Raw genomic sequence first — 25,649 nt, 5'->3', positions numbered from 1 at the left:
CGTTTTCTCGAATCTGGTTGCGGGAGCCGGATTTGAACCGACGACCTTCGGGTTATGAGCCCGACGAGCTACCAGGCTGCTCCATCCCGCGCCTGTGGGATCGAATTCTACAGCGTAAGCATTTGGAGTCAAGCATTACTTATTGATTTAACTTAAGTTTTTAGTCTTTGCCTTTTTCAGGGCAGAGAAAAAGGCCACTGCGTTAACAGTGGCCTTTTCTCGAATCTGGTTGCGGGAGCCGGATTTGAACCGACGACCTTCGGGTTATGAGCCCGACGAGCTACCAGGCTGCTCCATCCCGCGCCTGTGAGATCGAATTCTACGGATTTCCTCTCCAGTGTCAAGCAAATCTTTCAAAAAAACCGTTTTCGTTCAAACCCTTAGCGGTTGGATTAGCCATGCAGCTCAGGTATGCCGGGGGTTTCAGGCCAATTGTCGAGCAGTCTAAGCCGGTGGCTGTCTAGGAGTAGGTGCATGCGTTACTATCTGTATGAATCTACAGTACTCACGGTCATCCATGTCCTTGCGCAAGATCATCCACATCGACTGCGATTGCTTCTACGCCGCGATCGAGATGCGTGACGACCCGCGTCTGGCTGGCCGGCCCATGGCCGTGGGCGGCTCGCCTGAGCATCGAGGTGTGATCGCTACCTGCAATTATGAGGCGCGTGCCTATGGGGTACGTTCCGCCATGTCGTCCCGGCATGCGCTCAAGCTCTGCCCCGACTTGCTGATCGTCAAGCCGCGTTTCGAAGCCTACCGCGAGGCTTCGCGAGAGATCCACGGCATCTTCCGTGATTACACCGAGCTGATCGAACCGCTATCGTTGGATGAAGCCTATCTGGACGTGAGCGACAGCCAATGGTTTGCCGGCAGCGCCACGCGCATTGCAGAAGATATTCGCCGGCGGGTGGCCCGTACCCTGCACATCACAGTCTCGGCCGGGGTGGCGCCGAACAAGTTCCTGGCCAAGATCGCCAGTGACTGGCGCAAGCCCAATGGCATTTTCGTGATTACCCCAGACCAAGTGGAGGCGTTTGTCGCGGCTTTACCTGTTTCCAGGCTGCATGGGGTAGGAAAGGTAACGGCAGACAAGCTCGCCCGGCTGGGTATCGACACCTGTCTGGATATGCGCGACTGGTCGCGGCTGGCACTGGTGCGGGAATTCGGCAGTTTTGGCGAGCGGTTATGGGGGCTGGCGCGGGGCATTGACGAACGGGCGGTGCACAACGACAGCCGCAGGCAATCGGTCAGCGTGGAAAATACCTACGATACCGATCTGCCGGACTTGGCCAGTTGCCTGGAGCGCTTGCCTGAATTGCTCGACAGCCTGAACGAGCGAATCGCTCGTATGGACAGCAGCTATCGGCCGGACAAACCATTCGTCAAGGTCAAGTTTCACGATTTCAGCCAGACCACCCTGGAGCAGGCAGGGGCAGGCAGGGACTTGGAAAGCTACCGGCATCTGCTAAAGCAAGCATTTGCCAGGGGTGGCAAGCCGGTGCGCTTGCTTGGTGTAGGGGTGAGGCTGCGCGATCTGCGCGGGGCGCATGAGCAGCTGGAGCTTTTTGCGGATAAATGAAAGGGACCGCAGTGCGGTCCCTCTTTTATTACTGCACGCCTGGATCAGCTACCAGCCGGCCAGTTGCCTTGGTCAACGCCTGCAGAAACTCCTGCTGAAGCTCCGGGTCGTTGCGGGTCAACTCGATCAGGCTCTGCTCCATCTCGCTGGCTTCCTCTTCCAGGCCCAGCTCCGACAGGCGCTTGACCCGGTGTACCCATTGGCCGACATCGTCGTCTTCGAGGTCGTCGAAAATCAGCTCGTGGGCTTCACGAAGCTTGTTGCGCAAGGTCGCGCTGACCAGCAGGCTGGCATCGCCGCGTACCGCATTGTCTTCGTCGACCACTTGCAGGTGCAGGGTGCCGACCTGGTTCAGGTGCTGCTCCGAGAACGGGCTGTCGAGCAGGTTCAGGCGCAGCACGCCGTTCCTGTCGGTGGTCAGCTCGTGCGTCATCTTGCCGGCCTTGACCTCGACCAGGCGTTCGCTCCAGGGCAGGCTGGTGAACTCTTCACGCTTGTCCTTCTGCACTTCACTGATCCCGGCAAGGTTCTGCTGGGCGCGACCGTTGGACTGCACGTTCATGAACGGGTTTAGCCCGGCCACGCCATAGCTGAGCCAGTCGTGGGTCACGCTTTCCGGCAGGTTGCCCAAGGCGAAGACGTTGACCACGTTGGCGCCTACTCCGGCCACCACCGCCACCGCGCCCAGCGGGATCTCGTAGACCTCCCGCCACGGTTGGTACGGCGTGTAGCGGTCGTAGCGGCGGGTCACTTCGAACTCGGTGACTTCGAAGCGCTTCTGTTCATGCACACGCACACGCCGCTGCGGCAGCTCCATCACCTTCGGCTCGCCGACATCGATCTGCAGGGTGTGTTCGAGCAGTTTGCGCTCGACGCGCTCCTCATGCTCGCTACGCTGGGACATCTGGTTGGCGCAGCCGCTGACGAGCAGGGCGCCGCATAGTGCGGCGCCCCCCAGGGTAAAGGTACTTCGCTTGGACATGATCACTCGTGCATTGTTTATCAGCGGCGAACGCGGGCCTGCAGGAAGGTCAGCACTTCATTGAGCGGCAGCGCTTGAGCATCCTGTTCGGTGCGGTGCTTGTATTCCAGGTTGCCGTCGGCCAGGCCGCGATCGCTGACCACGATACGGTGTGGAATGCCGATCAGCTCCATGTCGGCAAACTTGATGCCGGGGCTGGTTTTCTTGTCGCGGTCGTCCAGCAGCACTTCGAAGCCGGCGGCCGTCAGTTCGGCGTACAGTTTGTCGGTGGCTTCGCGGACCACGTCGGTTTCGTAGCGCAGCGGTACCAGGGCAATCTGGAAGGGCGCCAGGGCGTCGTTCCAGATGATGCCCTTGTCGTCATAGCTCTGCTCGATCGCGGCGGCGACCACGCGGGATACGCCGATGCCATAGCAGCCCATGGACAGCACCACCGGCTTGCCGTTTTCGCCCAGGACCTGGCATTTGAGCGCTTCACTGTATTTGGTGCCGAGCTGGAAGATGTGCCCGACTTCGATGCCGCGCTTGATCACCAGGGTGCCCTGGCCATCCGGGCTTGGGTCGCCCTCGACGACGTTGCGCAGGTCGGCCACCTGAGGGACCGGCAGATCGCGCTCCCAGTTGACGCCGAAGTAGTGCTTGTCGTCGATGTTGGCACCGATGCCGAAGTCGCTCATCAGGGCAACCGAACGGTCGATGATGATTTCCAGTGGCAGGTTGAGCGGGCCCAGGGAGCCGGCGCCAGCACCAATCGCGTCGCGCAGCTCGGCTTCGGTGGCCATTACCAGTGGGTCGGCAACCTGCTCGAGCTTGGTGGCCTTGATTTCGTTCAGTTCGTGGTCACCACGAACGATCAGGGCAATCAGCTTGCCTTCTTCGGCACCACGCACGATCAAGGTCTTGACGGTCTTCTCGATCGCCAGGCCGTGGTTTTCCACCAGTTGGGCGATGGTCTTGGCCTCTGGCGTATCGACCAGGCGCAGTTCTTCGGTGGGCGCTGGGCGCACGGTCTCGCGCGGAATGGCCTCGGCCTTTTCGATGTTGGCGGCGTAATCGGAGCTGTCGCTGAAGATCACATCGTCTTCGCCGGACGATGCCAGCACGTGGAATTCATGCGAATAGCTGCCACCGATGGAGCCGGTGTCGGCCTGCACTGGGCGGAAGTCCAGGCCCAGGCGGGTGAAGATGTTGGAGTACGCCTGGTGCATGCGGTCGTAGGTTTCCTGCAGGGAAGCCTGGTCGGCATGGAAGGAATAGGCATCCTTCATGATGAACTCGCGGCCACGCATCAGGCCGAAGCGTGGGCGGATCTCGTCACGGAATTTGGTCTGGATCTGGTACATGTTGAGCGGCAGCTGTTTATAGCTGGACAGCTCGTTGCGGGCCAGGTCGGTGATGACTTCTTCGTGGGTCGGGCCGACGCAGAAGTCGCGCTGGTGGCGGTCCTTCAGGCGCAGCAGCTCCGGGCCGTACTGTTCCCAGCGGCCGGATTCCTGCCACAGTTCGGCAGGCTGGATGCTGGGCATCAGCACTTCCAGGGCACCGGCGGCGTTCATTTCCTCGCGCACCACGGCTTCGACCTTGCGCATTACCCGCAGGCCCATCGGCAGCCAGGTGTACAGGCCGGAGGCCAGCTTGCGGATCATGCCGGCACGCAGCATGAGCTGATGGCTGATGACCACTGCATCGGCAGGGGTTTCTTTCTGGGTGGCGAGCAAATATTGACTGGTGCGCATGGTTAGCCGTGTCGATTGCCTAAGACATTGAAATGACCCCGCATTGTACGGGGGCGAAACGAAGGCGTACAGAATGCCCCAGGGCGTGGCAATTGTCAGCCAAGAAAAAGCCCGGCAAGCGTGCCGGGCTTTTTCAGGTGCGGGGCACTATAAGCGAGGCTTACAGGATGCTCAGCGGGTACTCGACGATCAGGCGCAGTTCGTCGATCGAACTCGAACCGTAGTAAACGCCATCGCTGGAGCGGTAGGTGGCCTGGCGGACGCGGAAGCTCAGGTCCTTGGCCGGGCCCTCTTGCAGCACGTACTTGATGTCGACGTCGCGTTCCCATTCCTTGCCGTTGCTGGTGCCGGCGACGTTGGCGTCGGTACCGCGCACATAGCGGGTCATGAAGGTCAGGCCGGGTACGCCGAACTCAGCGAAGTTCAGGTCGTAGCGTGCCTGCCAGGATTTTTCGTCTTCGGCGTTGAAGTCGGAACGGGCAACCGAGTTACCCAGGAAGACGGTGCCGCCACCGTCGACGCCATAACCGTAGTCACCATCACCGTGAACGCGCTGGTGCACGAGGGTGAAGGTGTGGGCGCCGATGTTCCAGGCGGCCGACAGGCTGAAGGCGGTGTTGTCAAGTTTGTCGCCATCGTACGCTTTGTACAGGGCGCTGCCTTCACTCTTGGTGTCATAGATGTTGAAGTCGAACACCAGGCCTTGCTTTTCGGAAATCGGCAGGGCCCAGTTGATGTTGCCGTAGTACTTGCGCCAGTAATCTTCTACTTTGGAGTAGTACAGGCTGGTGCTCAGGCTATCGGTGATAGCGTAGGTGCCACCGAGGACGTCTGCCTGGGTCAGGTGCAGGCTGTCACGGTCGGTTTCGGCCTGTGCTTTCATGGCGGTGAAGTGACCCGCGTGCAGGGTCAGACCTTCGATTTCATTGCTGGTGATCAGACCACCTTCAGCAACTTCCGGCAGCAGTCGGCTGTCGTCAGTGGCGAAGACTGGCAGGGCGGTGAACTGGCTGCCGTACTTCAACACGGTGTTGGAGATGCGCAGTTTGACCGCACCGCCGCCCGAGGAGTAGTCATCCTGCGAACGCCCGTCGGAGCCTTCCGGGAACAGGCCGGTACCGGCACGACCTTTACCGCTGTCCAGTTTCAGGCCGAGCATGCCGATGGCATCGACGCCGAAGCCTACGGTGCCTTGGGTGAAGCCCGATTCGAAGGTGCCGAGGAAGCCGAGGCCGGTTTCTTCAACGCGGCTTTGGCGGTCACCGGTAACCGGATCGCGGTCGTTGTTGCGGAAGTCACGGCTGAAGTACAGCATGCGAGTTTTGACGTTCAGCTGGCTGTCTTCGATGAAACCCTTGGACTCGTCCTGTGCAGAGGCGAAGGCCAATTGCGAGGTGCCTGCCGAAACGGCCAGGGCGATCAAGCTCCACTTCATCACGCGCATCGTGATTTGCTCCTTTGGTTTTTTAGGAAGAGTACCGCTGCGCCCAAGTGTTTTAGTTATATGGGGCAGCTCTTTCTTGTTATGTCGGCGGAAATGTATAGCACGCTGACTGTTGTTGGCGATATGGGCATAAACAACCTTTCGGGAACTTTATGGTCATGTCGCTTTCAGGTATTTCCATGTCGCAAATCACGTCCCGGATTTCCGGGGCGTACAACGCCAGCGCTGTTCCTGTCACCGTAATGATTCTGTAACTACAGATTCCGGTTAGGGAAACTCCCTGGTGTATCCAAAGCGGCTGTTGTTATTTGTCGCGTCCATCGCTTGATGCAGATGTCGTGCCGACTTGGTGTGAGGGGAATGCAACAAGCGTGCTCAAAATTAACAACGGTTCATGAAATTTTCACAAATGCTGCTGGCAGAGGTCGAAAGGTCCCGAAAACACGGGGTGGGATCTATCCGGCGCGATGCTGACGGCTGTGGGGCATGCAAACCCAAAAGCTGCCATAAAAGTCAACGTGTTACCGGCAACTGTTCATGCTGAGTCATTTGTGTGTGTAAAAGCGTAGTGGTGTGTTCGTTTGCGGCCTCATTTTGGTGCGAAAAGTAGCGGGGTGTTACCGCAACTGTGCAGGTGGCGGATTTTCATGAACTTAAAGTGTGCAGTCGGGCAGCGGTTGCATACCGGCGAGGGCGAAGCGAGGTATCCTTGCGCGATATCCCGCATCGGCCGGATTCGATTCAATTTGTTGGAGGTTTGTAGTGTTTGAGATGGATTCGCGTCTGCAGCAGGATTCTCTGGTGCTTGGAGACTTTCCGCTGTGCCGTCTGCTGCTCAGCAAGGATGCCAATTACCCCTGGTTCATCCTGGTGCCCAAGCGCGAAGGTGTGAGCGAGTTGTTCGACCTGAGCCAGCAAGATCAGGCGCAGTTGTGGAAAGAAACCACCTACCTGGCCAAAGTGCTCAAGGGTGAATTCGCGGCCGACAAGATGAATGTTGCCACGCTGGGCAACGTGGTCAGCCAGATGCACATGCATATCATCGTTCGTCGACACGGCGATGCCGCCTGGCCAGCGCCGGTCTGGGGCAAGGTGCCCGCTGTCGAATATGCCCCGGGGCAGGTAGATGCCATTCGCCTGCGCATGCGTGGGCTGCTCAGCGATTATCAGGAGGCCTGAATGTCAGCGGAATCGCGCATCATTGAACTGGAAACCCGCCAGGCCTTTCAGGACGACACCATCCAGGCGTTGAACGATATAGTGGTCGAGCAGGGGCGAGTGATCGACCGCCTGCAGCTGCAAATGGCCGAGCTGATCAAGCGTTACGAAGAAATGGTCGGCCAATACGGCAGCGAGGGTGAGGAAGCGCCGCCACCCCATTATTGAGTGGCGACAGCCCTGGGGTTGCCCCAGGGCTGCAAAGGGTCAGCGGCGGTTTACCGCGACCACGTCTTCGGCCTGCAGGCCTTTGTCACGGTGCATCACCGAAAATTCCACGCGCTGGCCTTCGACCAGAATGCGGTGGCCCTCGCCGCGAATGGCGCGGAAGTGGACAAAGATATCGTCACCCGAGTCGCGGGAGATGAAACCAAAGCCTTTGGACGTATTGAACCACTTGACGGTGCCGGTATCGCGCTTGCCGGTCTCCAGGGGTGCGCCTTGGCTGGGTCTGGATTTACGAGGGCTGCGGGCAAAACCTGCGGCCAGATGCAGCACAATGGCGAGTGCCGCACAGACCAGTGCTGCCAGGTTACCCATTTCCGGGCGGGCCAGCAGGGTCAGCGTCTGCAGCACCACCGCCACCACCAGCAAGGCGCAGGCCAGGTGTTGCAGTTGCTGGCGCGCGCCTCGGTAATAGAGGGGCACGACCGGTGCCAGCAGCAGGTTGAGCAGGCCGAGCAGGGCCAGGTAGACCGCGTCGGGTTGCTGCAGGAAGGGTACTGCGTCGGTTTTCAGGCTGGGTATGAGCGATAGCAGCAAAGCCGCAGCGCCCGTCACCAGGTGGACGATCTTGAACATGGAGTTGGCTCGCAGTTGATAAGGCTGATCACAGGAAGAGCTGGCAGCACGGTGCGCATGAGGTAGAGCGCGCGAAAACGTGTTGGGCCAGCCTATGCACCCGGCAATGACAGTCCGCACGGGTGGCACGGTGCCTATTTAACAGCAAAGCCCGGGCCTTCTCAAATTGAGGGTGCCGGGTGGCGATGGGTTGCCCTGTGTCATGGGCGCGCTGGGCGAAGTGTTGATACAGTGTGAAAGCCCGCTTGATCATCAAGCCATATGGAAAAGGGGAACTTCATGGCAATCGATATCGGTATCAGTGAAGAAGATCGCAAGTCCATCGTTGAAGGGCTTTCCCGCCTGTTGTCGGATACCTATGTGCTGTATCTGAAAACCCATAACTTTCATTGGAACGTGACCGGACCTTCGTTCCGCACCCTGCACCTGATGTTCGAAGAGCAGTACAACGAGTTGGCCCTGGCGGTCGACTCGATCGCCGAGCGGATACGCGCTCTGGGCTTCCCGGCGCCTGGGTCCTATGCCTTTTATGCGCGGCACTCCTCGATCAAGGAAGAGGAGGGTGTGCCTGCGGCGGATGAAATGATCCGCCAGCTTGTGCAGGGGCAGGAGGCGGTGGTGCGTACCGCGCGCAGTATCTTCCCGGTGGTGGATAAGGTCAGTGACGAGCCGACCGCCGACCTGCTCACCCAGCGGATGCAGGTGCATGAGAAAACGGCCTGGATGCTGCGGGTGCTGCTTGACGGCAAGTAATCGGAAAGCATGCCTGAAGGCCCGATCGAGCCCTGCTCGTTCGGGCTTTTTCCGTTGTGCGGGAAGGGTTTACCGCTGCTTTGTGGCGGGCTGTAAGCGCTTCATTGAGCCACTGGTTCCTGTGTCGATGCCTGTCGCGAGGCGCAGGGAGCACAACCTGTGGCGAGGCAATGGAGTGAATGATGCAAGGGAGCAAGCGTGTAGCGGGTCAGGGGCGTTGCCCTGTCAAACAAGGTATCGATCCGTTCAGGGCAGATTTTGACATGAAGCAAATCCGCCCAGTATCGCGCTCGGTTCGGCTCAACGGTTTTTCAACCTGTTTGCGCCTGGAGGCGGTTTATTGGGGTATCCTCGAGCGCATCGCCGAGGTCAATGAGTGTTCGGTCAGTACCGTGCTTTCCTACGTGGATCGCGAGGTGCACTTGCGTCAGGGCGGCGTGCGCAACTTCAGTGGCCTGATCCGGGTGATCTGTGTGGCCTGGCTGCAGCAACCGTCCGGCGCGCGCTGATCGCCAGGCGGGCTGCGCAGTGTCTGTTAACCATATATAATCCCGCTTTTTGCTGCCGCTGGCAGCCAGCGTTATGGTTGACGAGAGACACCCATGCCCCTTTATGACTATCAATGTGCATCCTGCGATCACCGAATGGAAGCGTTGCAGAAGATCAGCGCCGCGCCGTTGACCGAGTGCCCGGCGTGTCAGGCGCCGGCATTGAAGAAGCTGCTGTCGGTTCCCGGTTTTCGCCTGAGCGGTAGCGGCTGGTACGAAACCGACTTCAAGACCGGGGCAAAAAAGAATCTGGCAGGCGGCGACAAGGCCGACTGAGTTGAATTGCAGTAGCCGGGTCTTGCAGTATTAGCCCCCTGGGGCGGTCAAGGCCTCCATCGAATACACGAATCACGAGAAGCGAAACCACCATCATGATGCGCAGCCATTATTGCGGCCAACTGAACGAGAGCCTGGACGGCCAGGAAGTCACCCTTTGCGGCTGGGTCCATCGTCGCCGCGACCACGGCGGGGTGATCTTCCTCGATATCCGTGACCGCGAAGGCATGGCCCAGGTCGTGTTCGACCCGGACCGCGCCGACACCTTCGCCGCCGCCGACCGCGTGCGCAGCGAATACGTGGTGCAACTCACCGGTAAGGTGCGCAAGCGCCCGGACGGTGCGGTGAACGCCAACATGGCCTCCGGCGCCATCGAAATCCTCGGCTATCAGCTGACCGTGCTCAACGAAGCTGAAACCCCGCCGTTCCCCCTGAACGAATATTCCGACGTTGGCGAAGAAACCCGCCTGCGCTACCGCTTCATCGACCTGCGTCGCCCGGAAATGGCCGACAAGCTGCGCCTGCGTTCGCGCATCACCAGCAGCATCCGTCGCTTCCTCGACGAAAACGGCTTCCTCGACGTCGAAACGCCGATCCTTACCCGTGCCACCCCGGAAGGCGCGCGCGACTACCTGGTGCCGAGCCGCACCCACGCTGGCAGCTTCTTCGCCCTGCCGCAGTCGCCTCAGCTGTTCAAGCAACTGTTGATGGTCGCCGGCTTCGACCGCTACTACCAGATCGCCAAATGCTTCCGTGACGAAGACCTGCGTGCTGACCGTCAGCCGGAGTTCACCCAGATCGACATCGAGACCAGTTTCCTCGATGAGTCCGAGATCATGGGCCTGACCGAGAGCATGATCCGTAAGCTGTTCAAGGAAGTCCTGGACCTGGAATTCGGCGAATTCCCGCACATGACCTTCGAAGAAGCCATGCGCCGCTACGGTTCCGACAAGCCAGACCTGCGTAACCCGCTGGAACTGGTCGACGTTGCCGACCAGCTGAAAGATGTCGACTTCAAGGTGTTCGCTGGCCCTGCCAACGATCCGAAGTGCCGCGTTACTGCACTGCGCCTGCCAGGCGGCGCCAGCATGCCGCGCAGCAAGATCGACGAGTACACCAAGTTCGTCGGCATCTACGGTGCCAAGGGCCTGGCATACATCAAGGTCAACGAGCGCGCCAAGGGCGTTGAAGGCCTGCAGTCGCCGATCGTCAAGAACATCCCTGAGGCCAACCTCAATGTGATCCTCGATCGCGTGGGCGCAGTCGATGGCGACATCGTGTTCTTCGGTGCCGACAAGGCCAAGATCGTCAGTGAGGCCTTGGGTGCGCTGCGTATCAAGGTTGGTAACGACTTCAACCTGCACACCTGCGAGTGGGCGCCGATGTGGGTCGTCGACTTCCCAATGTTCGAAGAGAACGACGACGGCAGCTTCACCGCGCTGCACCACCCGTTCACCGCGCCGAAGTGCAGCCCGGAAGAGCTCGAAGCCAATCCGGCCACCGCGCTGTCGCGCGCCTACGACATGGTGCTGAACGGCACTGAGCTGGGTGGTGGTTCGATCCGTATTCACCGTAAAGAGATGCAGCAGGCGGTGTTCCGCCTGTTGGGTATCGAAGCGGCTGAGCAGGAAGAGAAGTTCGGCTTCCTGCTCGACGCCCTGAAGTTCGGTGCACCGCCCCACGGTGGCCTGGCCTTCGGCCTGGATCGCCTGGTCATGCTGATGACCGGCGCCCAGTCGATCCGTGAAGTGATCGCCTTCCCGAAAACCCAGAGCGCCGCGTGCGTCATGACCCAGGCGCCTGGCCTGGTTGATGCCAAGGCCCTTCGCGAGCTGCACATCCGTCTGCGCGAACAGACCAAGGTCGAGTAAGCGGACCCCGGGCGCATCCAAATGGATGCGCCTTTGCGTTACGGCGCAGAAATTTTGTCGTTGCGCCCCGTTTGGGGCGTAACTGTTTGTGTTTCAAGGATTTGGAGTTGTTATGGCTGGTCATTCCAAGTGGGCGAATATCAAGCACCGCAAAGAGCGCCAGGATGCCAAGAGAGGCAAGATCTTCACCAAGTGGATCCGTGAGCTGACCGTCGCGGCCAAGCAGGGTGGCGGTGATCCAGCCTCTAACCCGCGCTTGCGCCTGGCGCTGGACAAGGCCCTGGGCGCCAACATGAGCCGCGATATCATCGATCGCGCCGTGGCCCGTGGTGCCGGCACCAACGAAAGCGACAACGTCGAAGAACTCAGCTATGAAGGTTACGGCCCAGGTGGCGTGGCGATCATGGTCGAGGCCATGACCGATAACCGCAATCGCACCGCCGCCGCCGTGCGTCATGCCTTCACCAAGTGTGGCGGCAACCTTGGTACCGATGGTTCGGTGGCCTACTTGTTCGAGCGCAAGGGGCAGATCAGCTTCGCGCCGGGTGTCGACGAAGATGCCCTGATGGAAGCCGCCATGGAAGCCGATGCCGACGACGTGGTCGGCAACGAAGATGGTTCGTTCGAAGTCTTTACCTCGTTCAACAGCTTCTATGCGGTGCGAAATGCGTTGGAAGAGGCGGGCTTCAAGGCCGTAGATGCGGAAATCGTCATGCAGCCAACGACCAGTGCCGAACTGGATCAGGAGGGCGCGGAAAAGGTGCTCAAGCTGATTGACATGCTCGAAGACCTGGATGACGTGCAGAACGTCTACTCCAATGCACAGATTTCCGACGAGATCATGGAAAAACTCGGCTGAGATTTTCCGTTGGCCTTATCGGCCTATTCGCGGGCAAGCCCGCTCCCACAGGTGCTTCATGCGGTCTGTAGGAGCGGGCTTGCCCGCGAATAGGCCACCAAAGTATGCAAACTGAATTGCAGGCGTTATGACTCTGATTCTTGGTATCGACCCCGGCTCGCGCATCACCGGTTACGGCGTTGTGCGCCAGACCGCCCGTGGTTGCGAGTACGTGGCGTCAGGTTGTATCCGCACGGGCAGCGGTGAGCTGCACGAGCGCTTGCAGATCGTTTTTCGTGGCGTCAGTGAAATCATTGCCCTGCATGGCCCCGTGACCATGGGTATCGAACGCGTATTCATGGCCCGTAACGCCGACTCGGCACTCAAGCTCGGCCAGGCGCGCGGCGCCGCCATCGTCGCCGCCGCCGAGGCTGGCCTGGAAATCGCCGAGTACAGCGCGACTCAGGTAAAGCAGGCGGTCGCCGGCAGTGGCGGGGCGAACAAGGAGCAGGTGATGTTGATGGTCATGCACTTGCTGAAACTGACGCAAAAGCCGCAGATCGACGCCTCCGACGCCCTGGCCATCGCTCTGTGCCATGCCCATACCCGTTCCAGCCTGGTGCCGCATGGCCTGTCCACGGCTCGACGGCGTGGCGGGCGCTTGCGTCTGTAAGCGCTTCATGCGCTGATACATATTTTGTCCGGGTGAGTCGTTCACCCGTTGCATTTGCTGATAGGGTTGAGCGGTCTTCGACCGGCTCCCCGAGAGGAAGGATCGGAACGTGATTGGACGTTTGCGCGGCACCCTGGCGGAAAAGCAACCGCCGCACCTGATTATCGATGTGAATGGCGTGGGCTACGAGCTGGAAGTCCCCATGACCACCCTGTATCGCCTGCCCAAGGTCGGCGAGCCGGTGACCGTGCACACCCACTTGGTGGTACGCGAAGATGCCCACTTGCTCTACGGCTTTGCCGAAAAGCGCGAGCGCGAGTTGTTCCGCGAGCTGATCCGCCTCAACGGCGTGGGCCCGAAGCTGGCGCTGGCGCTGATGTCCGGCCTGGAAGTGGACGAGCTGGTGCGCTGCGTGCAAGCCCAGGACACCTCGGTCCTGGTGCGCGTGCCCGGCGTTGGCAAGAAAACCGCCGAACGCCTGTTGGTCGAGCTCAAGGACCGCTTCAAGGCCTGGGAAACTTCCCCCGCCATGTTCACCCTGGTTTCCGACGGCCCGCTGCCCGTGGCCAGTGAATCCACGGCCGAGGCCGATGCCGTCAGCGCGCTGGTCTCCCTGGGCTACAAGCCGCAAGAAGCGAGCAAGGCGATTGCCGCGATCAAGGACAAGGCCGGCCTGAGCAGTGAAGAGCTGATCCGCCGCAGCCTTAAAGGGATGATTACCAAGTGATCGAAGCCGACCGCCTGATCGCCGCCAGTGGCCGCGACCGTGAAGAAGTCCAGGACCGCGCGATCCGCCCGCTGCGCCTGGACGAGTACATCGGCCAGCCGGTGGTGCGCGAGCAGATGGCACTGTTCATCCAGGCTGCACGCGGTCGCAACGAATCGCTCGATCACACGCTGATATTCGGGCCGCCCGGGTTGGGTAAGACCACCCTGGCCAACATCATTGCCCAGGAAATGGGGGTCTCGGTCAAGAGTACCTCGGGGCCTATTCTCGAACGCCCCGGCGACCTGGCGGCGATGTTGACCAACCTTGAGCCGCATGATGTGCTGTTTATCGACGAAATCCACCGCCTTTCACCGGTCGTCGAAGAGGTGCTGTACCCGGCCATGGAGGATTTCCAGCTCGACATCATGATCGGCGAGGGCCCCGCAGCCCGCTCGATCAAGCTCGACCTGCCGCCCTTTACCCTGGTGGGGGCCACCACCCGTGCCGGCATGCTCACCAACCCGCTGCGCGACCGGTTCGGCATCGTCCAGCGCCTGGAGTTCTACAGCGACAAGGACCTGGCGACCATCGTCAGCCGGTCTGCGAACATTCTGGGGCTGGTCATCGAGGACCAGGGCGCCTACGAGATCGCTCGCCGTGCCCGTGGCACGCCGCGCATTGCCAACCGCCTGCTGCGCCGTGTACGTGACTATGCCGAAGTGCGCGGCAAGGGGCAGATCACCAAGGCCGTGGCCGATCTGGCGCTCAACCTGCTGGATGTTGACGAGCGCGGCTTTGACCATTCTGACCGGCGCTTGCTGCTGACCATGATCGAGAAGTTCGATGGCGGTCCGGTGGGCGTAGATAACCTGGCGGCTGCCATCAGCGAAGAGCGCCATACCATCGAGGACGTGCTCGAACCCTACCTGATCCAGCAGGGCTACATCATGCGCACGCCCCGAGGGCGCGTGGTCACCCGGCATGCCTACCTGCACTTTGGTCTGAATATTCCCGGTCGCCTGGGCGAAGGGTCAGATTTTTCCGAAGCAGGCGATGAATGACAGATCAAAACCGGCTTTTCGTGGTCCTACCGCTGGCATGCCCTATGGTTGCTGGCAATAAGACATTAATGAAGAAAAAACAGTTGCCGCAGCGGATTGGCAAGCTGAGGAGTAAGCACTAGAGTATGCGCGCGCAAAATGGCCTTGAACCTTTCGCACACCGTTGTCGCGTCTATTACGAAGATACCGATGCCGGCGGCGTGGTGTATTACGTCAACTACCTGAAGTTCATGGAGCGCGCGCGTACCGAGCGGTTGCGTCACCTGGGGTTTTCCCAGCAGCAACTGGCCGGCGAGAACCTGCTGTTCGTGGTCCATTCCAGCGAGGCGCGCTATCACGCGCCGGCGCGGTTGGACGATGAGCTGCGCGTCACCGCACACGTACTTGAACTCAATCGCGCCAGCCTGCGTTTCGTGCAGCAGGTCTGGCGGGAAAAGGATGAAACGCTGCTCTGCGAGGGGCAGTTCCTGGTGGCCGCCGTACGCGCCGACACTTTCAAACCCCGAGCCATACCTCCCCAGCTGCGCGACGCCTTTGCGGCAGACGGCTCGGGTACTCAATCGAATGCAGGAGAATAAGCGTGGAAGCTAACGTCGTCGACCATACCTCCATGTGGAGTCTGGTCAGCAATGCCAGCGTGGTAGTACAGCTGGTAATGCTGACCCTGGTGGCCGCCTCGGTCACTTCATGGATCATGATCTTCCAGCGCAGCACCATGCTGCGCGCCGGTCGTCGTGCGCTGGATGCCTTCGAGGAGCGCTTCTGGTCGGGCATCGACCTGTCCAAGCTGTACCGTCAGGCAGGCAGCAATCCGGATCCGGATTCGGGCGTGGAGCAGGTGTTCCGTGCCGGCTTCAAAGAGTTTTCGCGTCTGCGCCAGCAGCCGGGCGTAGACCCGGACGCCGTCATGGAAGGCGTAGGCCGGGCCATGCGTGTGGCTATTTCGCGTGAAGAAGAAAAGCTCGAGCAGAGCCTGCCGTTCCTCGCCACCGTCGGTTCGACCAGCCCGTACATCGGCCTGTTCGGTACCGTGTGGGGCATCATGAACTCCTTCCGCGGCCTGGCCAGCGCTCAGCAAGCCACCCTGGCCACGGTTGCTCCGGGTATCGCCGAAGCGCTGATCGCCACCGCCATCGGCCTGTTCGCGGCAATCCCGGCGGTCATCGCCTACAACCGTTTCGCCGCGCGCAGCGAAGTGCTGATCGGTCGTTACTACACCTTCGCCGACGAGTTCCAGGCGATCCTGCACCGTAAAGTGCACACCAGCGAAGAGTAATCAGGTAGAAGCCCATGGCCCGAGTTCGCCACAAACGCAAGCCCGTCGCCGAGATGAACGTGGTGCCCTACATCGACGTGATGCTGGTGCTGCTGGTTATCTTCATGGTGACGGCCCCCATGCTCAACCAGGGCGTGAAGGTCGACCTGCCCAAGGTTTCCAGCGAAGCCTTGCCGCAGGACAACAACGTCCAGATCCTCACCATCTCCATCAAGGCCGACAAAACCTACTACTGGAACCTCGGCAGCGAAGTCGACACCGACAAGCAGATGGACAAGGCCATGACCTTGCCCGACATGACCAACGCAGTGACCAAGATCATTGCCGCCGGTCGTGACCAGGGCAAGCAGACCCAGGTCTTCATTCGTGGCGACAAGGCTGTCGACTACGGCGCCGTGATGGGTGCCATGGGCGGGTTGCAGAAGGCCGGTGTCGGTAACGTTGGCCTGATTACCGAGGCGCCCTGATGCAACAGCGAGAGCCATCCGCCTCGGAAAGCTACTTCTGGCCCAGTGTCTGGGCCATCGGCCTGCATGTACTGGTGTTCGCACTGCTGTTCGTCAGTTTTGCCATGACGCCAGAACTACCGCCTTCCAAGCCGATCGTTCAGGCTACCCTGTATCAGCTCAAGTCCAAGAGCCAGGCGACCACCCAGACCAATCAGAAGATTGCCGGGGAAGCGAAGAAAACCGCCTCGCGCCAGACCGAAGTCGAACAGCTTGAGCAGAAGAAGGTCGAGCAGGAAGCCGTGAAGGCTGCGGAACAAAAGAAAGCCGACGCCGCTCAAAAGGCCGAGGAGGCGCGTGAAGCCGCCGAGGCGAAGAAGGCCGAGGAAGCCGCCAAAGCGTCCGAAGCCAAGAAAGCCGCTGAAGCCAAGAAGGCCGCCGAAGCGAAGAAAGCCGCCGAAAAGCAGCAGGCCGACATCGCCAAGAAGAAGGCTGAAGAAGAGGCCAAGAAGCAGGCCGAGGAAGAAGCCAAGAAACAAGCGGCCGAGGACGCCAAGAAAAAGGCAGCCGAAGAGGCCAAGAAAAAAGCAGCCGAGGACGCCAAGAAGAAAGCGGCGGCCGAGGACGCCAAGAAGAAGGCAGCTGAAGAGGCCAAGAAAAAGGCCGCTGCAGACGCCCAGAAGAAGAAGGCACAGGAAGCGGCCCGCAAGTCGGCGGAAGACAAGAAAGCCCAGGCCCTCGCCGAGCTGTTGTCTGATACCACCGAGCGGCAGCAAGCGCTGGCCGATGAGCAAGGTGACCAGGTGGCCGGTGATTTCGACGACCTGATCCGTATGCGTGCGGCCGAAGGCTGGGCGCGTCCACCTTCTGCGCGTAAAGGCATGACGGTAGTCCTGCAGATCAACATGCTGCCGGATGGCACCATCACCAACGTCAGTGTGTTGCGCTCTAGTGGCGACGGCCCGTTTGACAGTTCGGCGGTGGCAGCAATGAAGAACATCGGTCGACTGACCGAAATGCAGGGCATGAAGCCGAGCGATTTCAACCGTTATCGTTCGTTCAAGATGACATTTACTCCTGAGGATCTTGCGTTGTGATTACACTCCTTCGAGGAATGCTGGTCATGCTGTGCTGCGTGGCAGGCATGGCCATGGCAGAGGAAAAGAACATCCTGGTCACCAGCGGCAGCGATCGGGCCACGCCCATCGCGGTAGTGCCGTTCGGTCTGCAGGGTGGTAGCGTGCTGCCAGAAGACATGGCCGATATCATCGGCAACGACCTGCGCAACTCCGGGTACTACTCGCCCATCCCGCGGCAGAACATGATCAGCCAGCCCAGCCAGGCCAGCGAAGTGATCTTCCGTGACTGGAAAGCCCTGGGTGCCCAGTACGTGATGGTCGGCAGCATCACCCCTTCGGGTGGCCGCCTGCAGGTACAGTACGCGCTGTTCAACGTCGCCACCGAGCAGCAAGTGCTGACCGGCAGCGTCGCGGGCACCGCCGACCAGCTGCGCGACATGTCGCACTACATCGCCGACCAGTCCTTCGAGAAGCTCACCGGCATCAAAGGTGCGTTTTCCACGCGCATGCTGTACGTGACTGCCGAGCGCTTCTCGACCAACAATACCCGCTACACCCTGCAGCGTTCCGACTACGACGGTGCGCGCGCAGTGACCCTGCTGCAGTCGCGTGAGCCGATCCTGTCGCCGCGCTTCGCGCCGGATGGCAAGCGTATCGCCTATGTCTCCTTCGAACAGAAGCGCCCGCGCATCTTCGTCCAGCACATCGATACCGGTCGCCGCGAACAGGTTACCAACTTCGAGGGCCTGAACGGTGCTCCGGCCTGGTCGCCTGACGGTTCGCGCCTGGCGTTCGTGCTGTCCAAAGACGGCAACCCGGACATCTATGTGATGAACGTGGCCTCGCGCCAGATCAGCCGCGTCACTGCCGGCCCGGGTATCAATACCGAGCCGTTCTGGGGCAAGGATGGCAACACCCTTTATTTCACTTCCGACCGTGGCGGCAAGCCGCAGATCTACAAACAGTCGGTCAGTGGCGGTGGTGCCGAGCGTGTGACGTTCGTGGGTAACTACAACGCCAACCCTAAACTGTCGGCGGATGAGAAGACCCTGGTAATGATTCACCGTCAGCAGGGCTTCACCAACTTCAAAGTGGCGGCACAGGACTTGCAGCGCGGAAGTGTAAAGATTCTCTCGGAAACAAGTCTTGATGAGTCTCCCACTGTTGCGCCTAACGGCACCATGCTAATCTACGCCACCCGCCAGCAGGGCCGGGGAGTCTTGATGCTCGTGTCGCTTAATGGCCGCGTGAGGCTCCCACTTCCTACCGCTCAAGGCGAAGTCAGAGAACCGTCCTGGTCCCCTTACCTGAACTGATTGCGGCGTACTACGTTTTGCTTAACACACTGGGGTTTCATTAGGAGTTTCACGATGGAAATGCTGAAGTTTGGTAAATTTGCTGCGCTGGCTCTGGCCATGGCTGTAGCTGTAGGTTGCTCCTCGAAGGGCGGTGACAATGCTGGTGAAGGCGCTGTTGACCCGAACGCTGGCTACGGTGCCAACACTGGCGCTGTCGATGGCTCCCTGAGCGAAGAAGCCGCCCTGCGCGCAATCACCACCTTCTACTTCGAATACGACAGCTCGGACCTGAAGCCAGAAGCCATGCGCGCTCTGGACGTTCACGCCAAGGACCTGAAGTCCAACGGCAACCGCGTTGTTCTGGAAGGCAACACCGACGAGCGCGGCACCCGCGAGTACAACATGGCTCTGGGTGAGCGCCGTGCTAAAGCCGTTCAGCGTTACCTGGTTCTGCAGGGCGTTTCCCCTGCTCAGCTGGAACTGGTCTCCTACGGCGAAGAGCGTCCAGTTGCCACCGGCAACGACGAGCAGTCCTGGGCTCAGAACCGTCGCGTAGAACTGCGTAAGTAAGTTCCTATGCGAATGTGCCGCCGTGCTGTAACCGTCCTCGCACTCAGCCTTCCGCTTTCAGCGTGGGCTGCGGTTCCTGTAGTAGATGACAACGCAGGTGCTTATCCACCTTCGGGTTATGGCACGAGCGGCGCCTATGCCGGGGCAGGGGCTTCGACCCCTGCCTCAGCACAGGGTCAGCTGTTCATGCAGCTGCAACAGATGCAGGATCAGCTTTCCCGCCAGCAAGGCATCATCGAAGAGCTGCAAAACGATGTGTCGCGCATGAAGCAGGAAAACCTGGAGCGATACCAGGACCTGGACCGCCGCATCAACAGTGGTGGCGCGCCCGCCGCGACCCCCGATAATTCCTCCACTGGTGGTGCATCCGATGCCGCCGCCGGTGCAGCAGCAGGCGCCGCTGGCGCTGCTGCGCAACAACCGGCCGCCAACAGCGAGCCGGGCGATCCGGCGAAAGAGAAGCTCTATTACGATGCGGCTTTCGACCAGATCAAGCAGAAGGACTTCGACAAGGCCAGCCAGGCGTTCAATGCCTTCCTGCGCAAGTACCCGAACAGCCAGTACGCTGGTAATGCGCAGTACTGGCTGGGTGAAGTGAACCTGGCCAAGGGCGATCTTCCTGCTGCCAGCCAGGCCTTCGCTCAGGTCAGCCAGAAGTACCCGAAACACAGCAAGGTGCCGGATTCGCTGTACAAGCTGGCCGACGTCGAGCGCCGCATGGGCCATACCGACAAGGTCAAGGGCATCCTGCAACAGGTCATCACCCAGTACCCCGGCACCTCTGCCGCGCAACTGGCGCAACGCGACCTGCAGAAGCTGTAAGCTGCACCGTTCGAAAGAAACCCGCGCCAGTCGCGGGTTTTTTCGTTAGAATCACTGCCCTTTTTCTTTAACACGCTGTTGCGGATAACGCCATGTCGAGTCCGCGACAGTGCCTGACGGAGGCGGACAGCCTGTTTAGCTGTCACGCCCGTGGCGAGCATGCAAGACACATTACGCATTACCGAAGTCTTTTACTCTTTGCAGGGTGAAACACGCACGGCTGGGCTGCCCACGGTATTCGTGCGCCTCACCGGTTGCCCCCTGCGCTGCCAGTACTGCGACAGTGCCTATGCCTTCACAGGCGGTACTATTCGCACCCTCGATTCGATCATGGAGCAGGTGGCCGGTTTCAAACCGCGCTACGTCTGCGTCACCGGTGGTGAGCCGCTGGCCCAGCCGAATGCCTTACCGCTGCTCAAGCGCCTGTGCGACGCCGGTTACGAGGTTTCGCTGGAGACCAGTGGCGCCCTCGACATCTCGGGCACCGATGTGCGCGTTAGCCGTGTGGTCGATCTCAAGACCCCTGGGTCGCAGGAGTCGCATCGCAACCGCTACGAGAACATCGAGCAGCTGACCCGCAACGACCAGGTCAAATTCGTCATCTGCTCGCGCGAGGACTACGACTGGGCGGTGTCCAAGCTGATCCAGTACAACCTGGCCGAGCGCGCCGGCGAGGTGTTGTTCTCGCCAAGCCATCACCAGGTGAGTGCCAGCGACCTGGCCGACTGGATCGTTGCCGACAACTTGCCCGTGCGTTTCCAGCTACAGCTGCACAAGCTGCTGTGGAACGACGAACCCGGACGTTGATTGAGAGTAAAAGCACATGACTGAGAAACGCGCGGTAATCCTGCTGTCTGGCGGCCTCGACTCTGCCACCGTGGTAGCCATGGCCAAGGCCGAAGGCTACAGCTGCTACACCATGAGCTTCGATTACGGCCAGCGTCACCGTGCCGAATTGAATGCTGCCGCTCGCGTCGCTCGCGACCTGGCTGTCGTCGAGCACAAGGTCATTGGCCTTAACCTCGACGGCATCGGCGGTTCGGCACTGACAGACAGCAGCATCGATGTGCCAGAAACCCCTGGCGAGGGTATTCCGGTCACCTACGTGCCAGCACGCAACACCGTGTTCCTGTCACTGGCGTTGGGCTGGGCAGAAGTGCTGGAGGCGCGCGATATTTTCATCGGTGTTAACGCCGTGGACTATTCCGGCTACCCGGATTGCCGCCCTGAGTTCGTCGAGGCGTTCGAGCGCATGGCCAATCTGGCGACCAAGGCCGGCGTCGAAGGGCAGGGCTTTCGTATCCAGGCGCCGCTGCAGAATCTGAGCAAGGCACAGATCGTGCAGGCGGGCATGGCCAGGGGTGTCGACTACAGCCTTACCGTTTCCTGCTACCAGGCTGACGATGAAGGTCGCGCGTGTGGCAAGTGCGACAGCTGCCGCCTGCGTGCCGATGGCTTCAGGGCCGCCGGGGTAGAAGACCCAACGCGTTATTTTTGAAAAAAATCTGATGGAGTGTTGATTTCTCTTTAAAAATCAGTATTATACGCGCCATCAAATGGGTCGTTAGCTCAGTTGGTAGAGCAGTTGGCTTTTAACCAATTGGTCGTAGGTTCGAATCCTACACGACCCACCATACGCAATAAGTCAAAGCCCGCTACCGGAAACGGTGGCGGGCTTTTTCGTTTGGGTCTCGCACCATCTTAGCGACCCCGCGGGAATAAAAATCTGCCACTGCGTGTTGTACTTCTTCAAATCAATGTGGCGATTGAAGAATTGCCAGGACGTTAAGTGGAAGGATTCATGAGTAGTGCGCGCGTGAACGCAATCATCTATATCTGGTATCCCGAGGATGAGAAGATGGGGCATGCTGCCCTGTATATCGGGGACCCCATTTCAAGAATGGCTCTCGATTTTCCATATGACGCGTTTCACAATAAATACGCGCGTCAAGCGCACAGGGATTGCATTGCACGGCGGAACACCAACTATGTCAGTTGGTGGCCGGAAAAGGCTGCCGGAGCGCTCAATAAAATCAATCAGGGCCGAAATTTCTTTGTCGAGGAAGATATCGAGGCGGAGCAGGCTGATCCGCATGTCGTCTATAAAATTCGGGGCCTTGATGAGCGGGCGATGAGCATGGCTTGGGAAGGTATACGCAACAAGCCCGACGCGCACTATCAGTTCTTGCGCAAAAACTGCGCCACGGTGGTAATGCGTGTATTAAAGGCAGGCGGGGCGTTGCAGCGGCTGCCGCTGGTCAAGCGCGGCTGGTTTTCTCATTCACTGTATGTCACACCCAAGAACATCGCCCAGGTCTGCAACGAATTGCGGGACGCTGGTTTTGCGCAAAAGGTCAAAGATCGGTACTGCCCTTCAAAACAAGGGTTTAACTTCGGGCTTCGCTGATCTGCAAACGGGGCCGAGCCTATCATTTACTCGGCCCAAGCCGGATCGCCAGTAAACACAACGGTGATCCAGCGATCCGGCCCCTCACCACCAACGGCGTCACCAATCTCGTCACGTAGCGCATCCCATTCGGCAATCGAGCGGGCTGGCATGTCGGCGGGCACGATGAAGTACAGTTCGATCTCGCGTGAACGCCCAACCTTCGCCACATAGGCCTTGTAGGACTGCAGGCCGTGCTTGGCGACGAACTGCTGGGCGACTGTGTCGACATGCAACTTCAGGTCGCCAGGCGTGACCAGGAAAATTTCCGACAACGCCTGGCGCACCACTGACAGCGGCAACGGGATGATCACCAGGCACACCAGCGCCAGTACTGCCGGGTCGATATAGGGCGACACCCATTCCCATTGCGTGCCTTGCACGGCAAAGCCGAAGCAGAAGGCGATCAGCAGTGCTGCGGTGATGCTGGCCGACATCACCCAGCCTTTGACGTCCATGCGTACGAAGTCCGAATTCAACTTGCGGTTGGCGCGTGCCTCGACCACGGCGATAGTCGCGCAGGCAATCACGGTCAGAACGGCGTAGACCATGGCGATACCGAACTCCAGATGACGGCCGCCCTGCAGCACGCTGCTGACGGCGTTGATCAGCGCGTAGATGGCCACGCCGCTGAGCAGGATGCCGTTCAACGCCAGGACCATCGGCTCCAGGTGCCAGAAGCCCATGGTGAAGCGCTCGCGCAGCTTGCGCGACAGTTGCAGGCTGGTGGCGTGGGAGGTGATCAGCTTGACCACGACCAGCGACAGGCCGCTCATGCTGGCGTCGACCAGCGAATAGACGCCGTCGAAGATGATTGAGAACGAGCCGGAGGCCAGGCCGAAAGCGATGCCGATGGTGGCGATGAACAGGGTGACGGCGATCGAGGTGCGTAGCAGGCCTTGTTCGCTGGTGATGTCGAAGAAGGGGGATTTGGCTGGTAGTTCCATGGGTAAAACTCATTTAAAAGGTGGATTGCCCGTTCTGGCCTCTTCGCGGGCAAGCCCGTTCCCACAGGAACTACGCTGCCCCTGAATGTTGCATTTTACCTGTGGGAGCGGGCTTGCCCGCGAAGAGGCCGGTGCAGACTAAACGCGAAACTGTTCCATCAATGCCTGTTGCTGGTTGGCCAGCCGGTTCAACGCCTGGCTGATCCGCGCCGACTCATCGGCCTGGCCCGACAGCGATTCTGTCACATCACGAATACCGGCCACGTTACGGTTCACTTCCTCTGCCACCGCGCTCTGTTCTTCTGCCGCCGAAGCGATCTGCAGGTTCATGTCGCTGATCACTGCCACCGCTTCACCAATCCGTTGCAAAGCCGGTAGCGCTTGTTCCATGCGCGCGGCGCTGGACAGAGCCTGGCGCTGGCCTTCGTGCATGGCGCCGACCACATCCTGGGTACCTTGCTGCAAGCCTTCGATCACCTGGCGGATCTCTTCCACAGACACCTGGGTGCGCTGCGCCAAGCTACGCACTTCATCGGCAACAACGGCAAAGCCACGCCCGGCCTCGCCGGCTCGGGCGGCCTCAATGGCGGCGTTGAGCGCCAGTAGGTTGGTTTGCTCGGCGATCGCGCGAATCACCTCCAGCACCGAGCCGATCTGCTCACTGCGCTGCTCCAGGGCGCGTGCCTCGTCCATCGCGGCGTTCATCCCGGCTGCCAGGTTGTCGATGGCCTGGCGAGTGCTGGCAATAAGCTGCAAGCCTTCGCGGCTGGCCTGGTCGGCGCCGCGTGCGGCCTGGGCCGCCTGCGCTGCGTTGTGGGCGACGTCCTGGGCGGTGGCGCTCATCTCGTTGGCGGCCGTGGCCACTTGTTCGATCTCGCGCTGTTGCTGCTGCATGCCATTGCTGGTCTGGCTGGCGATGGCGGCGGACTGGTCGGCGGTGCCGCGGGCTTCCTGCAGCGAGCCTTTGACCTGGGCGATCACCGGTTGCAACTTGTCGAGGAAGCGGTTGAACCAGCCGCTCAGCTGGCCCAGTTCGTCCTCGCGGGCGTAGTCCAGGCGGCGGGTCAGGTCGCCTTCGCCGCTGGCGATGTCTTCCAGGCGTGCAGCCACGGCCAGGATTGGCCGGGTTACGCCGCGTGCGGTCAGCCACACCAGCAACAGGCCAAGCACTGCAGCGCCCAGCCCGATAAAGAGGCTGGTCAGGTTGGCGCTCTGGTTGTGTTCATCCAGGCGTTGATTGAGGGCTAGTGCGGGTGCTTGCAACACCGCTTCCGGCAACTCCAGCTGTACCTGCCAGGGCGCAGCGCCAGGGATCGGCGCGAAGGGGCGGGCAACCCGCAGCAAACCCTGGGCGACGTCGCTATTCAGCGGTTTGCCCAGCTTGCCGGCATCGCGGCTGTGCCCGGCGAGCAGGCCGCTATTGCTGACGATGCTGACCTGACCCTGGCCGTCGAACAGTTCCTGGCGGCCATCCAGGCTGAGCTGTTGCAGGTTGTCCAGGCCGATATCCAGGCCCACCACGCCGACCACCTTGCCGTTTTCCAGCAGGGGCAGGGCGATACTGGTCATCAGCACCTGGCGGCCGTTGACTTCGTCCAGGTACGGCTCCACCACGCAGGCTCTGGCGGTTTCCTCGGGGCAGGTCAGCCAGCGGTTTTGCGCGACACCGTTGCTGCCGACGGTGTCGTCGGCGAGCATCGATTCCGGCATCGCCTCGCGTTCCAGGGTGCCCGGGCTGGGTTGCGACCAGTACAGCGAGAAGCGCCCGCTGTCGTTGCTGCCGACGGCTTCCTGGGCTACGAAGTTGCTGTCTTGGTGGTCCAGCGCGTTGGGCTGGAACACTACATACAACCCGATCACGTCCGGGTTGCCGGCCAGGCTGGCTCGGGCTTCGCGGGTCAACTCAGCGCGCAGGTCGCTGCCGCCGTGGGCCTTCAGCACCTGCACCACGCGGGAGAAACCGTTGACGTACTGGTAGGCGTCCATGAAATAGCGCTGGATGCGCAAGGTCTGGGTTTCGGCATGGGCCTGCAAGCGCAGGCGTGCGCTGTGTTCGAGCATTTCACTGTTGGCCTGGCTGACCAGGACTGCGCTGCGCTGCGCCTGGCTCAGCGAGGTCGCCACCAGCAGGGCGACGATGGCCAGCAGGCACATGCCTGCGAGCAAGGTGATCTTCCACTGGATGGAGAGGCGACGCAGCAGCATGGAGGCTTTCCTTTTCGATCAATAACAACGCCCGCGTTCAGGCGCGGGCGTTGTCGGCAGCGTGGTAA

Annotated in this window: 27 protein-coding genes, 3 tRNA genes and 1 pseudogene; 22 read left to right on the top strand and 9 right to left on the bottom strand. The window is 60.5% G+C overall.

What is annotated here, in order from left to right:
* Positions 1–14: 14 nt before the first annotated feature.
* Both ACZ6YA_RS16565 and ACZ6YA_RS16560 read right to left on the bottom strand, forming a co-directional pair.
* Positions 15–91 (bottom strand) — tRNA-Met (locus ACZ6YA_RS16565).
* A 135-nt stretch (positions 92–226) separates the two neighbouring features.
* Positions 227–303: transfer RNA gene (locus tag ACZ6YA_RS16560), tRNA-Met, on the bottom strand.
* 220 nt (positions 304–523) lie between these two features.
* Between ACZ6YA_RS16560 and dinB the strand changes: the two genes are divergently transcribed.
* On the top strand, positions 524–1,582 hold the full coding sequence (gene dinB / locus ACZ6YA_RS16555) for a DNA polymerase IV (protein WP_465898232.1): 1,059 nt from the start codon (positions 524–526) through the stop codon (positions 1,580–1,582).
* A gap of 28 nt (positions 1,583–1,610) precedes the next feature.
* Here the strand turns inward: dinB and ACZ6YA_RS16550 are convergent, their stop codons facing one another.
* The 3 genes from ACZ6YA_RS16550 to ACZ6YA_RS16540 form a co-directional block, all read right to left on the bottom strand.
* The gene (locus ACZ6YA_RS16550) at positions 1,611–2,564 is read right to left on the bottom strand and encodes a hypothetical protein (RefSeq protein WP_465898191.1); all 954 of its coding nucleotides are present in this window, start codon (positions 2,562–2,564) and stop codon (positions 1,611–1,613) included.
* Between the two features lie 20 nt (positions 2,565–2,584).
* A complete protein-coding gene (locus ACZ6YA_RS16545; protein ID WP_465898189.1) occupies positions 2,585–4,300 on the bottom strand; it encodes a proline--tRNA ligase in 1,716 nt (571 codons plus the stop codon).
* A gap of 160 nt (positions 4,301–4,460) precedes the next feature.
* A complete protein-coding gene (locus ACZ6YA_RS16540; RefSeq protein ID WP_465898188.1) occupies positions 4,461–5,744 on the bottom strand; it encodes an OprD family porin in 1,284 nt (427 codons plus the stop codon).
* A 762-nt stretch (positions 5,745–6,506) separates the two neighbouring features.
* On the opposite strand from ACZ6YA_RS16540, the gene ACZ6YA_RS16535 reads away from it, so the two are divergent.
* Both ACZ6YA_RS16535 and ACZ6YA_RS16530 read left to right on the top strand, forming a co-directional pair.
* Complete coding sequence (locus tag ACZ6YA_RS16535) at positions 6,507–6,923, top strand: HIT family protein (RefSeq protein ID WP_465898186.1); 417 nt, start codon at positions 6,507–6,509, stop codon at positions 6,921–6,923.
* Positions 6,924–7,130, top strand: coding sequence for a SlyX family protein (locus ACZ6YA_RS16530; protein WP_465898185.1), 207 nt, complete (start codon positions 6,924–6,926; stop codon positions 7,128–7,130).
* Between the two features lie 39 nt (positions 7,131–7,169).
* Here ACZ6YA_RS16530 and ACZ6YA_RS16525 read toward each other — a convergent pair whose 3' ends face one another.
* On the bottom strand, positions 7,170–7,763 hold the full coding sequence (locus tag ACZ6YA_RS16525; protein ID WP_465898184.1) for a cold-shock protein: 594 nt from the start codon (positions 7,761–7,763) through the stop codon (positions 7,170–7,172).
* Between the two features lie 279 nt (positions 7,764–8,042).
* Here ACZ6YA_RS16525 and ACZ6YA_RS16520 point away from each other — a divergent pair, with 279 nt between their 5' ends.
* The 19 genes from ACZ6YA_RS16520 to ACZ6YA_RS16430 all read left to right on the top strand — a co-directional run bounded on the left by ACZ6YA_RS16520 (position 8,043) and on the right by ACZ6YA_RS16430 (position 22,390).
* Positions 8,043–8,516, top strand: a complete 474-nt coding sequence (locus ACZ6YA_RS16520; protein ID WP_023381917.1) for a Dps family protein — start codon at positions 8,043–8,045, stop codon at positions 8,514–8,516.
* A gap of 179 nt (positions 8,517–8,695) precedes the next feature.
* Positions 8,696–9,025, top strand: a complete 330-nt coding sequence (locus ACZ6YA_RS16515) for a ribbon-helix-helix domain-containing protein (RefSeq protein ID WP_465898183.1) — start codon at positions 8,696–8,698, stop codon at positions 9,023–9,025.
* Between the two features lie 93 nt (positions 9,026–9,118).
* A complete protein-coding gene (locus ACZ6YA_RS16510) occupies positions 9,119–9,340 on the top strand; it encodes an FmdB family zinc ribbon protein (RefSeq protein WP_403130507.1) in 222 nt (73 codons plus the stop codon).
* 95 nt (positions 9,341–9,435) lie between these two features.
* On the top strand, positions 9,436–11,211 hold the full coding sequence (gene aspS / locus ACZ6YA_RS16505) for an aspartate--tRNA ligase (RefSeq protein WP_465898181.1): 1,776 nt from the start codon (positions 9,436–9,438) through the stop codon (positions 11,209–11,211).
* Positions 11,212–11,323: 112 nt separating this feature from the next.
* Complete coding sequence (locus ACZ6YA_RS16500) at positions 11,324–12,070, top strand: YebC/PmpR family DNA-binding transcriptional regulator (protein ID WP_465898180.1); 747 nt, start codon at positions 11,324–11,326, stop codon at positions 12,068–12,070.
* Positions 12,071–12,197: 127 nt separating this feature from the next.
* Positions 12,198–12,722 carry a crossover junction endodeoxyribonuclease RuvC gene (gene ruvC, locus ACZ6YA_RS16495; protein WP_465898179.1) on the top strand — a complete coding sequence of 175 codons (525 nt, stop codon included), beginning with the start codon at positions 12,198–12,200 and terminating at the stop codon, positions 12,720–12,722.
* 109 nt (positions 12,723–12,831) lie between these two features.
* Complete coding sequence (ruvA, locus tag ACZ6YA_RS16490) at positions 12,832–13,449, top strand: Holliday junction branch migration protein RuvA (protein WP_465898177.1); 618 nt, start codon at positions 12,832–12,834, stop codon at positions 13,447–13,449.
* The gene (gene ruvB / locus ACZ6YA_RS16485) at positions 13,446–14,492 is read left to right on the top strand and encodes a Holliday junction branch migration DNA helicase RuvB (protein WP_465898175.1); all 1,047 of its coding nucleotides are present in this window, start codon (positions 13,446–13,448) and stop codon (positions 14,490–14,492) included. Before ruvA ends, ruvB begins: the two co-directional genes overlap by 4 nt.
* Before the next feature lie 125 nt (positions 14,493–14,617).
* The gene (gene ybgC, locus ACZ6YA_RS16480; RefSeq protein WP_465898173.1) at positions 14,618–15,070 is read left to right on the top strand and encodes a tol-pal system-associated acyl-CoA thioesterase; all 453 of its coding nucleotides are present in this window, start codon (positions 14,618–14,620) and stop codon (positions 15,068–15,070) included.
* A gap of 2 nt (positions 15,071–15,072) precedes the next feature.
* On the top strand, positions 15,073–15,768 hold the full coding sequence (gene tolQ, locus ACZ6YA_RS16475) for a protein TolQ (RefSeq protein ID WP_010952367.1): 696 nt from the start codon (positions 15,073–15,075) through the stop codon (positions 15,766–15,768).
* Between the two features lie 14 nt (positions 15,769–15,782).
* Positions 15,783–16,235 (top strand): protein TolR, encoded by a 453-nt coding sequence (gene tolR, locus ACZ6YA_RS16470; RefSeq protein WP_012273765.1) that lies wholly within the window; start codon positions 15,783–15,785, stop codon positions 16,233–16,235.
* Entirely contained in the window at positions 16,235–17,311 is a 1,077-nt protein-coding gene (gene tolA, locus ACZ6YA_RS16465) for a cell envelope integrity protein TolA (protein WP_465898172.1), read from the top strand. The genes tolR and tolA overlap by 1 nt, the downstream gene beginning before the upstream one ends.
* Complete coding sequence (gene tolB, locus ACZ6YA_RS16460; RefSeq protein WP_465898171.1) at positions 17,308–18,609, top strand: Tol-Pal system beta propeller repeat protein TolB; 1,302 nt, start codon at positions 17,308–17,310, stop codon at positions 18,607–18,609. The genes tolA and tolB overlap by 4 nt, the downstream gene beginning before the upstream one ends.
* A gap of 54 nt (positions 18,610–18,663) precedes the next feature.
* Positions 18,664–19,161, top strand: a complete 498-nt coding sequence (gene pal, locus ACZ6YA_RS16455; protein ID WP_008090230.1) for a peptidoglycan-associated lipoprotein Pal — start codon at positions 18,664–18,666, stop codon at positions 19,159–19,161.
* Between the two features lie 6 nt (positions 19,162–19,167).
* The gene (gene ybgF, locus ACZ6YA_RS16450; RefSeq protein WP_465898170.1) at positions 19,168–19,983 is read left to right on the top strand and encodes a tol-pal system protein YbgF; all 816 of its coding nucleotides are present in this window, start codon (positions 19,168–19,170) and stop codon (positions 19,981–19,983) included.
* Between the two features lie 159 nt (positions 19,984–20,142).
* The gene (gene queE / locus ACZ6YA_RS16445; protein ID WP_465898169.1) at positions 20,143–20,790 is read left to right on the top strand and encodes a 7-carboxy-7-deazaguanine synthase QueE; all 648 of its coding nucleotides are present in this window, start codon (positions 20,143–20,145) and stop codon (positions 20,788–20,790) included.
* A 16-nt stretch (positions 20,791–20,806) separates the two neighbouring features.
* Positions 20,807–21,481, top strand: a complete 675-nt coding sequence (gene queC / locus ACZ6YA_RS16440; RefSeq protein ID WP_465898167.1) for a 7-cyano-7-deazaguanine synthase QueC — start codon at positions 20,807–20,809, stop codon at positions 21,479–21,481.
* A 60-nt stretch (positions 21,482–21,541) separates the two neighbouring features.
* A tRNA-Lys gene (locus tag ACZ6YA_RS16435) sits at positions 21,542–21,617 on the top strand.
* A 167-nt stretch (positions 21,618–21,784) separates the two neighbouring features.
* Positions 21,785–22,390: a hypothetical protein gene (locus tag ACZ6YA_RS16430; RefSeq protein ID WP_465898166.1), complete on the top strand. Its 606-nt coding sequence runs from the start codon at positions 21,785–21,787 to the stop codon at positions 22,388–22,390.
* Between the two features lie 26 nt (positions 22,391–22,416).
* Here the strand turns inward: ACZ6YA_RS16430 and ACZ6YA_RS16425 are convergent, their stop codons facing one another.
* The 3 genes and pseudogenes from ACZ6YA_RS16425 to ACZ6YA_RS16415 form a co-directional block, all read right to left on the bottom strand.
* A complete protein-coding gene (locus tag ACZ6YA_RS16425) occupies positions 22,417–23,376 on the bottom strand; it encodes a cation diffusion facilitator family transporter (protein WP_465898165.1) in 960 nt (319 codons plus the stop codon).
* A 138-nt stretch (positions 23,377–23,514) separates the two neighbouring features.
* The gene (locus tag ACZ6YA_RS16420; RefSeq protein ID WP_465898231.1) at positions 23,515–24,270 is read right to left on the bottom strand and encodes a methyl-accepting chemotaxis protein; all 756 of its coding nucleotides are present in this window, start codon (positions 24,268–24,270) and stop codon (positions 23,515–23,517) included.
* A gap of 102 nt (positions 24,271–24,372) precedes the next feature.
* Positions 24,373–25,362, bottom strand: a pseudogene (locus ACZ6YA_RS16415) (PDC sensor domain-containing protein); the annotation flags it as partial.
* Positions 25,363–25,649: the final 287 nt, after the last annotated feature.

The organism is Pseudomonas sp. NPDC090752 (genome assembly GCF_055584805.1).
Note: the sequence above shows the minus strand (reverse complement) of the source record. Positions and strands in the feature narration are given on the sequence as shown.

Bases quoted from the DNA above. Each gene is read 5' to 3' on its own strand.
- ACZ6YA_RS16425 (WP_465898165.1), bottom strand. From the start codon at position 23,376: ATGGAACTACCAGCCAAATCCCCCTTCTTCGACATCACCAGCGAACAA.
- ACZ6YA_RS16525 (WP_465898184.1), bottom strand. From the start codon at position 7,763: ATGTTCAAGATCGTCCACCTGGTGACGGGCGCTGCGGCTTTGCTGCTA.
- ybgC (WP_465898173.1), top strand. From the start codon at position 14,618: ATGCGCGCGCAAAATGGCCTTGAACCTTTCGCACACCGTTGTCGCGTC.
- ruvC (WP_465898179.1), top strand. From the start codon at position 12,198: ATGACTCTGATTCTTGGTATCGACCCCGGCTCGCGCATCACCGGTTAC.
- ACZ6YA_RS16500 (WP_465898180.1), top strand. From the start codon at position 11,324: ATGGCTGGTCATTCCAAGTGGGCGAATATCAAGCACCGCAAAGAGCGC.
- queC (WP_465898167.1), top strand. From the start codon at position 20,807: ATGACTGAGAAACGCGCGGTAATCCTGCTGTCTGGCGGCCTCGACTCT.
- tolA (WP_465898172.1), top strand. From the start codon at position 16,235: ATGCAACAGCGAGAGCCATCCGCCTCGGAAAGCTACTTCTGGCCCAGT.
- ACZ6YA_RS16545 (WP_465898189.1), bottom strand. From the start codon at position 4,300: ATGCGCACCAGTCAATATTTGCTCGCCACCCAGAAAGAAACCCCTGCC.
- ACZ6YA_RS16420 (WP_465898231.1), bottom strand. From the start codon at position 24,270: ATGCAGCAGCAACAGCGCGAGATCGAACAAGTGGCCACGGCCGCCAAC.
- ybgF (WP_465898170.1), top strand. From the start codon at position 19,168: ATGCGAATGTGCCGCCGTGCTGTAACCGTCCTCGCACTCAGCCTTCCG.
- ACZ6YA_RS16430 (WP_465898166.1), top strand. From the start codon at position 21,785: ATGAGTAGTGCGCGCGTGAACGCAATCATCTATATCTGGTATCCCGAG.
- ACZ6YA_RS16515 (WP_465898183.1), top strand. From the start codon at position 8,696: ATGATGCAAGGGAGCAAGCGTGTAGCGGGTCAGGGGCGTTGCCCTGTC.
- aspS (WP_465898181.1), top strand. From the start codon at position 9,436: ATGATGCGCAGCCATTATTGCGGCCAACTGAACGAGAGCCTGGACGGC.
- ACZ6YA_RS16520 (WP_023381917.1), top strand. From the start codon at position 8,043: ATGGCAATCGATATCGGTATCAGTGAAGAAGATCGCAAGTCCATCGTT.
- ACZ6YA_RS16530 (WP_465898185.1), top strand. From the start codon at position 6,924: ATGTCAGCGGAATCGCGCATCATTGAACTGGAAACCCGCCAGGCCTTT.
- pal (WP_008090230.1), top strand. From the start codon at position 18,664: ATGGAAATGCTGAAGTTTGGTAAATTTGCTGCGCTGGCTCTGGCCATG.
- queE (WP_465898169.1), top strand. From the start codon at position 20,143: ATGCAAGACACATTACGCATTACCGAAGTCTTTTACTCTTTGCAGGGT.
- ACZ6YA_RS16540 (WP_465898188.1), bottom strand. From the start codon at position 5,744: ATGCGCGTGATGAAGTGGAGCTTGATCGCCCTGGCCGTTTCGGCAGGC.
- ACZ6YA_RS16510 (WP_403130507.1), top strand. From the start codon at position 9,119: ATGCCCCTTTATGACTATCAATGTGCATCCTGCGATCACCGAATGGAA.
- tolR (WP_012273765.1), top strand. From the start codon at position 15,783: ATGGCCCGAGTTCGCCACAAACGCAAGCCCGTCGCCGAGATGAACGTG.
- ACZ6YA_RS16550 (WP_465898191.1), bottom strand. From the start codon at position 2,564: ATGTCCAAGCGAAGTACCTTTACCCTGGGGGGCGCCGCACTATGCGGC.